We start from the raw sequence: 752 nt of genomic DNA, 5'->3' as shown, positions 1-752 counted from the left end.
GCTCGGCAGCCGCTTCGATTTGATCCGAGTCATAGGCAAAGAGAATGCCGTAGAGGAAGTGCCACCCTTACCTTGGTTCAGTTCGACTCCCAGGATCCCTATGAAGTCATTCACCGCTTCAAGCCAATTGCCGAGGTCCCTGAGCTGACCCGCGAGACCTACGTGCCGCGAGCTTCTACTCCCTTGCTGGATGCCATGGGGCGCGGCATCATCGACCTAGAAAAGAGCCTCAGCGAACTCAGCGAGGCAGATCGCCCGGCCAAGGTTGTGATGGTTGTGGTAACCGATGGGCAAGAGAATGCCAGTCGCGAGTTCCGCAAAGAGCAAATTGAGAAGATGATCAAGGAAAAAACCGAGAAGGAGAGCTGGCAGTTTGTCTTCTTAAGCGCCGATCTGGCTGCCATTGGGGATGCCCAAACCGTTGGCTTCGCTCCCAGCGCGTCCTTGCTATATCAGAAGTCTAAATTGGGCAGCGCAGGAGCGTGGACTTCTCTCTCTCGGCGCACCTCCGAGTACCGATTGGCTGTTCGCCAGAGGCTTATGTTCCTTGATGAAGACCGACAGCATCCCGACGATCCGAACAAGGGCAAGGAAGAAAGCTAATCCCTCTGCGGATAGGGCTTTGTGGGCAGGTTGACACGGGAAGCCCCTCGGATCCAGGGAAAGGGGAAGTATCGCAATGACCTCTGGGCCAGTGGGGATCCCTTCAGCGCCGTCGTCTGGAGCAGCGACGCAGTAACCAACTGGCGGCG

Annotated in this window: 1 protein-coding gene; it reads left to right on the top strand. The window is 56.9% G+C overall.

Annotated elements, in window-relative coordinates; genetic code table 11:
* Positions 1-72: 72 nt before the first annotated feature.
* On the top strand, positions 73-603 hold the full coding sequence (locus NW829_RS12315) for a hypothetical protein (RefSeq protein WP_011432401.1): 531 nt from the start codon (positions 73-75) through the stop codon (positions 601-603).
* Positions 604-752: the final 149 nt, after the last annotated feature.

Source organism: Synechococcus sp. R55.8, assembly GCF_047461895.1.
Taxonomy (GTDB): domain Bacteria; phylum Cyanobacteriota; class Cyanobacteriia; order Thermostichales; family Thermostichaceae; genus Thermostichus.
The sequence above is the reverse complement of the archived record's forward strand: the minus strand, read 5'-3'. Positions and strand labels throughout refer to the sequence as shown.